Below are 7,053 nucleotides of genomic sequence, written 5' to 3' on the forward strand. Positions count from 1 at the left end.
GCGCAATTTTTCTTTCGATACGGCAGCTGCTTCTAAAATTTTACGCTCGCGGCGGCTAATTTTTATCGTAGCTAGATTGCTGCGCCGTGCGTGAATAATCCACCGCATGAACGGAAGCGATCTAAATTTAAAGGACATCTATGAACGGCGAAATATATCTCTCGTGCGCGCTGTGCGTCGCGCTAAAATCAGCTCTGCGCGGCAATCCTGAGCAGTCGCCGCAAGATCAAAAATATATAAAATTTTTAAATTTTGAATTTGCAAAGGAGCATTTCCGCACCGCAGAGGGTGTGAGCCGCGCAGCGCAGGACGGCGTAAACGACGCAAGTAAAGCTACGGAGCAAAAAGATACGTACGGCGCAGTACAGAGCAGTGCGACGGACAAAGCCGCCGAGAACGGCGGTGCAGCGGAGCAAAAGCGCACGAACAGAAAAGAAGCGGCAAATGAAAAAGCGGCTAGTAAAAAAGGCGCCGGCGAAAGCACGAGCTCGTCGTTTCTGCAAAAAGAGCACAAATTTTTTACCGAGCAAGTCGCGCAAAAAGGGCGCGAGGACGAGCCGATCTCCGCACGGCGGTGTTGGATAGAGCAGTGCCTAAAGCTCGGTTTGAAGGACGCGAGGCTTAGTATTTCAACTTTCGCAAAAGATAGAGCGCTTTTGGGTTTTTCGGCGATGAACGTAAACGGCATCGTCTGCCGCTTCGAGGACTTTGACGGCGTTTTTACGCCTGATTGGAAATACGATCGCGACAAAAAGGCTTGGTATGTGAAATACGTCGAGCACCTTTGGCGCGGAATGCCGCGGGATGCGCTAAACGCGCGCGATAACAGCGCAGAATTCGGGAATGTTTTAGTGCAAATTAGGGATTTTGCGAGCAAGATAGGCTGCGAAAACTTTGCGCAGACGTTTGATAATGCGCTTAAGACGCTGCGGGGCGAAGTCGCCGTGAGCGAGTATTACGCCGTTTCGTTTGCAGCGCTGCCGCAGCCGAGCTTGAGGGCATTTGCCGCGGCGGGGATCGCCGATGTATTCGGTGCGATGGGTTCTTGGGATGATGAGCCGCCGTCTATGGCGCAAGAAATGGGGCTTGGGGACGAATACGACCGCCTCTCGGACGAGCTCTTGGCGCAGAAAAACTTAGCGATTTTGTTTGCGATAAACGGCTGGTAGGGCTTTGGCACAAGAGCTAGAAAGCGCGCTAAGCCTCTATCGTCGCAGGCCTATCAAACGCCGTTACGCTCGGCAGTTCGCCTTTAAATTTCTCTATCTGCACCATGCTCGTGTGCGCGGTGTTGCTTTGCGAGAGCTGCGAGCTCGGTACGTCCCTCGTTAGCACGTTTATGTTGCCGTGTTTGCATAGGCTGCGCTCGCCCCAGACGGCGGGATCATACCACGCACCTTCGCTTACGATCACGACGTTATCTTGCGCCGTATCGCTTACCAGCGCGCCGCAAAGTATCTCGCCTCGGTCGTTGTAGATCCTCACCACGTCGCCCGTTTTTATGCCGCGCGCTTTTGCCGTGGCGGGGCTGATGAGCGCGGGCTCGCGGTTTGCGATCTCGGCGTAGTTGCGGATGAGCGAGTTGTTTAGCTGCGAGTGGAGCCTAAATTTAGAGTGCGCGCCGCTGATGGCGATAGGATACTTGCTCACGTCGCCGCCCAGCCACTCAAACGGCTCCATCCACGTAGCGTGCGGCGGGCAGTCGGGATAGCCTAGCTTTTCAACCGCTTCGGAGTAGAGCTCGATCTTGCCAGACGGTGTTTTTAGCGCGTTTTTCTCGGGATCGGCGCGGAAGTCCGCGTAGTTTGTGAAGTATCGCTTTTTCTCGTCGATCTTATCAAATTTGACATATCCTTTTTGCCAAAACTCCTCAAATTTAGGCATCGCTATGCCCATGCCCTCGGCTTTTGTAGCAGCATCAGCGTAAATTTCCTTCACCCACTCAAGCTCCGTTTTGCCCTCACTAAAGGCCTGCTCGTACTCCTCGCCCCACTGCGCGCAGATGAGCCGCGCGATCTCAAAGTCGCTCTTGCTCTCGCCCGCGGGCTTTACTAGCGGTTTAATCGCAAAAAGGTATTCGCTAGTGGAGTTTGCAAACTCGATATCCGTGCGCTCGCACTCAAGAGCCGATGGTAGCACGATGTCGCTGAGCCTTGCCGTACTCGTCCAAAAAGGCTCGGTGGTGATGATCGCCTCTATCTTTTTCATCGCCTCGACCGCGCGGTTGGTGTCAGGGTGGCGGGTGAAGGTCGAGCCGTTGGCGTTAAACATCACGCGGATGTGCGGCATGACGTACTTTTTGCCGTTGCGCTCGATCTGCTTGCCTGGCTCCATGATCGCGTCTATGAGCCTGCTGTTTGGTATCTCGTGGTATTTGGCTTTGGCTAGCTTGCCTTGCGGGGCGATGTATTTTTCGTTTACCGCGGGGTTAAATGCCTGAAGCTTTGGCGCGACGAAGCTAATATCTGCGTTTTTATGCATCTGATCGTTCATCACGTAGCCGCGCCCCGTCTTGCCGATGTCGCCTAGCATCGCAGCTAGCGTAATCAGCGCCCAGTACGCCATCTCGCCGTGGTGCTGGCGCTGTATCGCGTAGCCCGTGACGATGAGCGTGTCTTTTTTAGCTAGCGTATCGGCTAGGCTTTTTAGCTCCTTTTCGCTCACGCCGCAAATTTTACTCGCCCATTTTAGATCCTTTTTCGCGCCGTCTTTCGCGCCGGTGAAATACTCCTTAAATTTATCAAACCCGACCGTGTAGCGCTCAATAAATTCCTTGTCGTAAAGTCCGTTTTCGTAAAGATAATCGCAAAGCCCGATCAGCATCGCCGTATCGGTGCAAGGGCGCACGGCGAGATAGTGCGCGCCGAAATACTCCGCCGTTTCGTTGTGGTAAACGTCTATGCTGTAAATTTTCATCTCGCCTTTTTTAAATTTCTCTTTCATAATCTCGTAGTAGGCGTAGGAGTTGTGCATCGGCACGCCGATAGCGATCTTGTTTGAAACGACGGGATTCGTGCCCCAAAACACGATCGTTTTGGCCTCCTTTATCACACCCTCCCAACGCGTCGGAGCGTGCGTCGGATCGATAGAGCCCGTCACGTGAGGCAAAAACGCAGTCGCCGCGCCGTAAGAGTAGCCGCCAAGCTCGCTCACGTAGCCTCCTAGCGCGTTTAGCATGCGCTTTGCCGTGCGCTGCGAATGGCCGACCTTACCGAGGCTGCCCCACTGATAAAGCTGTCCGTAAATGGCCTCTGAGCCGTATTTGTCGAAGTTTTCTTTTAAAATTTTGGCGCTTAGCTTTACCGCTTCGTCCCAGCTAACGCGCACGAAGGGCTCTTTGCCGCGAAGCTCCGGCTTTGGATTTGAGGGATCGGCTAGGAAGCTCTTGCGCACGTATGGATATTTCACGCGCGTTTCGTTTTGGATATGATCGCTTAGAGCGTTGTTTAGCACCGTAGGCATCGCATCGCCCTCAAACGGCTCGGTGCCCACGACCCTGCCGCCGATGGTTTGGACGTAAAACGCGCCGAATTTATTCGCGCAAAGCCCCATCTGCTCGTCAAATATCGCCTGCGCCGCCGCGCTAAATTGCTTTGCCTGCGCCGAAGCAGCCGCCAGCGCACCTAGTTTTAGAAAATCTCGTCTTTTCATGGTTCTGCCTTAAATTTAAATTTGTTGGTTGATTTGGTTTAAATTTAGCGGGATTTATGAGGTTGAACTTTGCATTGTATGCCTTTAAACGTATTACGCGACCTCGCGTCTTAGTGATGATTTTACGAAATTTAGGCTTAATTTGCCATTTATCTATGGACGCTGCGGCGAAATTAAATTTTTATACGCAGTTGCTGCTAAAGGAGCTTATCTATCAGCGCGTATCCCCACAGCGCGGCGTTGAGAAATAGGCTCATCATCACGGCCGTGCTTGCGGTGTCTTTGGCGCCCTTGGCTAGCGGGTGGATTTCGCTCGTGGCAAGATCGACCGCGCGCTCGACGGCGGAGTTTATGCACTCGGTTGTGAGCGTAAAGACCGCGCCGAAGATCAAAAATAGATTTAGCACCGCGCCGAAATTCCAAAAAAATAGCGACAGCAGAAGCGGGACGAACACGCAAAGCTCGAGCCTGAAGCTACGCTCGCTGCGCAGCATCTCGGCAAGACCCGCCATAGCGTAGCCCCAGTTGGCAAAAAATCGGTATTTGGGCTGATTGCGCATAGTTTTCCTTTAAATTTAGTCAAAATTTCGTATAATCATACCAAAATTTTTGCGCCAAAGGCTAAATTTGAAACTGATTAGTTGGAACGTAAACGGGCTGCGCGCAGTGCTCGGCAAAGACGGCTTTGCGTGGCTCGCGGAGCAAAACCCCGATTTTTTGGGCTTGCAAGAGATCAAGGTGAGCGAAAAGGACGCTCCGAAAGGGCTTTATGAGCTCGGATTTTCTCAGATCGATCTAAATTCCGCCGCTCGCGCGGGCTATTCCGGCGTGGCGAGCCTAGCGAAATTTAAAAGCGAGACGAACAAGGCGCTGTTTTTCCCCGACGACGAAGGGCGCGTGCTGCAGCACCGCTTCGGCGATGTCGTGCTTTTTAATATCTACTTTCCCAACGGCCAAAAGGACGAGGCGCGGCTAGCCTACAAGATGGAATTTTACGCGAAATTCCTAGCCTACGCGCGCAGTCTCGCGGAGCAGGGACTCGGGGTGATATTTTGCGGCGACGTGAATACCGCGCACCGCGAGATCGATCTCGCAAACCCCAAAGCGAACTCCAAAACCTCGGGCTTTTTGCCGATCGAGCGCGCGTGGCTCGATGAGGTGGAGGCGGCAGGCTTTGTCGATACCTTCCGTGCCGTGCACGGCGAGCTGCAGGACGCCTACTCGTGGTGGAGCTACCGCTTTAACGCGCGCAAAAAACGTAGGTTGGCGGATCGATTATTTTTTCGTCTCGGCAAATTTGCGCTCGCGGCTAAAGGACGCTTTCATCCTAAGCGACGTAATGGGCAGCGACCACTGCCCGGTGGGTATCGAGATCGAAATTTAGCCGGGGCAAATTTCGCGCCGCGCGCTTTGATCTTGCGTGGCTTGCGGATAAGGTGCGCGTAGCGGCGTGAGCTAATGCGCGGATTTAAAGAGGCGGTGCGCAAACGCTGCGCGATAAAATTTTAAATTTAAGGAGAGAAAATGTTGAGCGATATCGAAATAGCAAATGCGGCGAAGCCGGATAAAATTTCAAACGTTGCGAAAAATTTGGGGCTTAGCGAGGATGAGATCGAGCTGTACGGCCACTATAAAGCCAAGCTAAACATCAAGCCGCGATCGCGCGCTTCGAAGCTTATTTTGGTTACGGCGACCAATCCGACGCCGTTTGGCGAGGGCAAAACTACGACCTCCATCGGTCTAGCCGACGCGCTAAAACGTCTGGGCAAAAGCGTTTGCCTTGCGCTGCGCGAACCGTCGCTGGGGCCAGTTTTCGGTATCAAAGGCGGCGCCGCGGGCGGCGGGTACTCGCAGCTGGTGCCGATGGACGATCTAAATTTACACTTCAACGGCGATTTTCACGCGATCACCTCTGCAAATAACCTAATTTCGGCGGTCATCGACAACTCGCTGTATCAAGAAAACCCGCTAAAGATCGAGAAAATTCTATGGAAGCGCTGCATGGATATGAACGACCGCGCGCTGCGCCACATCACCGTAGGACAGGGCGGGCGCACCGACGGAGTGCAGCGCGAGGACGGCTTTAATATCACCGCAGCTAGCGAGATAATGGCGGTTCTGTGCCTCTCGAACGATCTTGCCGAGCTTAAAGAAAACATCGCAAACATAATGGTCGCCTACGATACGCAGGGAGAGCCGATATACGTGCGCGATCTGGGCTGCGCGGATGCCGTGGCGATCCTACTAAAAGACGCGATGAAGCCAAATCTCATCCAGAGCCTTGAGCACACGCCCGCGCTCGTGCACGGAGGACCCTTTGCAAATATCGCGCACGGCTGCAACTCCATAATGGCGAGCAAGCTAGCCCTAAGTCTTGCCGATTACGCCGTGACGGAGGCGGGCTTTGGAAGCGAGCTCGGGGCTGAAAAATTTATCGACATCAAGTGTCGCCGCGCGGGCATCGCTCCGGACGCCGCGGTGTTAGTCAGCACGATCCGTTCGCTTAAATACAACGGCGGCGCGGATAAAGAAAGTATCGCGAGCCCTGATCTTGCCGCGCTTCAAAAAGGCATCGTAAATTTAGGCGGGCATATCGAAATTTTACAAAACTTTGGGCTAAATCCCGTCGTGGCGCTTAATCGCTTTAGCTTCGATAGCGACGAGGAGATCGCCTTCGTGCGCGAGTATTGCAAGCAGCGCGGCGTGCAGATGGCGATTTGCGAAAATTTCGCCAAAGGCGGCGAGGGCGCACTTGAGCTAGCCCGCCTCGTAGTAGATGAGTGCGAGCGCGCTAAGGAGCTGAAGTTTGCCTACGAGCTTAGCGACGATACGGCGAGTAAGATCGAAAAGATCGCTACTAAAATTTACGGCGCGAGCGAGGTCGTTTTCGAGCCCGAGGCGCAAAAGGCGCTGCAGCACATCAAGGCCTTGGGACTTGAGCGGCTAAACGTCTGCATCGCAAAGACGCAGTATAGCTTCAGCGACGATGCTAAGGCGCTCGGGCGCGCGCGCGGCTTTAAGCTTAGCGTCAAGGACCTTCAGATCCGCACGGGAGCGGGCTTCATCGTCGCCGTCTGCGGCAAGATAATGCTGATGCCAGGGCTACCGAAGGTTCCTAACGCGCTAAATATGAAGATCACGGATGGGGGCGTTATAAGCGGGCTAGCATGAAATTTTATTTTCGGCGCTCTAAACCAAAGCCGAAAATTCCGCACTTGGGCGGTAAAATTTAGCTGCGGACTTTGACGGCGATAAATTTTGCTTGTAGGTTGAGACGAGTTTATCGCGCCCCGGTTTTATCACGTCATGGTTTTGCTATGCCTCGGTTTTATTGCGCTGGGTTTTAGCCAGTTGAGTTTTGATTAGTCGGATTAGTCGGATTAGTCGGATTAGTCGGATTAG

Annotated in this window: 4 protein-coding genes and 1 pseudogene; 3 read left to right on the forward strand and 2 right to left on the reverse strand. The window is 53.5% G+C overall.

Going from position 1 to position 7,053, the window contains the following annotated elements; all coding sequences use genetic code 11:
* Positions 1 to 140 precede the first annotated feature (140 nt).
* On the forward strand, positions 141 to 1,169 hold the full coding sequence (locus Q0620_RS08430; RefSeq protein ID WP_298784462.1) for a hypothetical protein: 1,029 nt from the start codon (positions 141 to 143) through the stop codon (positions 1,167 to 1,169).
* A 28-nt stretch (positions 1,170 to 1,197) separates the two neighbouring features.
* Here the strand turns inward: Q0620_RS08430 and Q0620_RS08435 are convergent, their stop codons facing one another.
* Both Q0620_RS08435 and Q0620_RS08440 read right to left on the reverse strand, forming a co-directional pair.
* On the reverse strand, positions 1,198 to 3,651 hold the full coding sequence (locus Q0620_RS08435; protein WP_298784464.1) for a molybdopterin-dependent oxidoreductase: 2,454 nt from the start codon (positions 3,649 to 3,651) through the stop codon (positions 1,198 to 1,200).
* Between the two features lie 197 nt (positions 3,652 to 3,848).
* Positions 3,849 to 4,211: a diacylglycerol kinase gene (locus Q0620_RS08440; protein ID WP_298784466.1), complete on the reverse strand. Its 363-nt coding sequence runs from the start codon at positions 4,209 to 4,211 to the stop codon at positions 3,849 to 3,851.
* A 67-nt stretch (positions 4,212 to 4,278) separates the two neighbouring features.
* On the opposite strand from Q0620_RS08440, the pseudogene Q0620_RS08445 reads away from it, so the two are divergent.
* Positions 4,279 to 5,035, forward strand: a pseudogene (locus Q0620_RS08445) (exodeoxyribonuclease III).
* 140 nt (positions 5,036 to 5,175) lie between these two features.
* Positions 5,176 to 6,822: a formate--tetrahydrofolate ligase gene (locus Q0620_RS08450; protein ID WP_297943082.1), complete on the forward strand. Its 1,647-nt coding sequence runs from the start codon at positions 5,176 to 5,178 to the stop codon at positions 6,820 to 6,822.
* Positions 6,823 to 7,053 lie beyond the last annotated feature (231 nt).

The organism is uncultured Campylobacter sp., from assembly GCF_938017615.1.
Classification (GTDB): Bacteria; Campylobacterota; Campylobacteria; order Campylobacterales; family Campylobacteraceae; genus Campylobacter_B.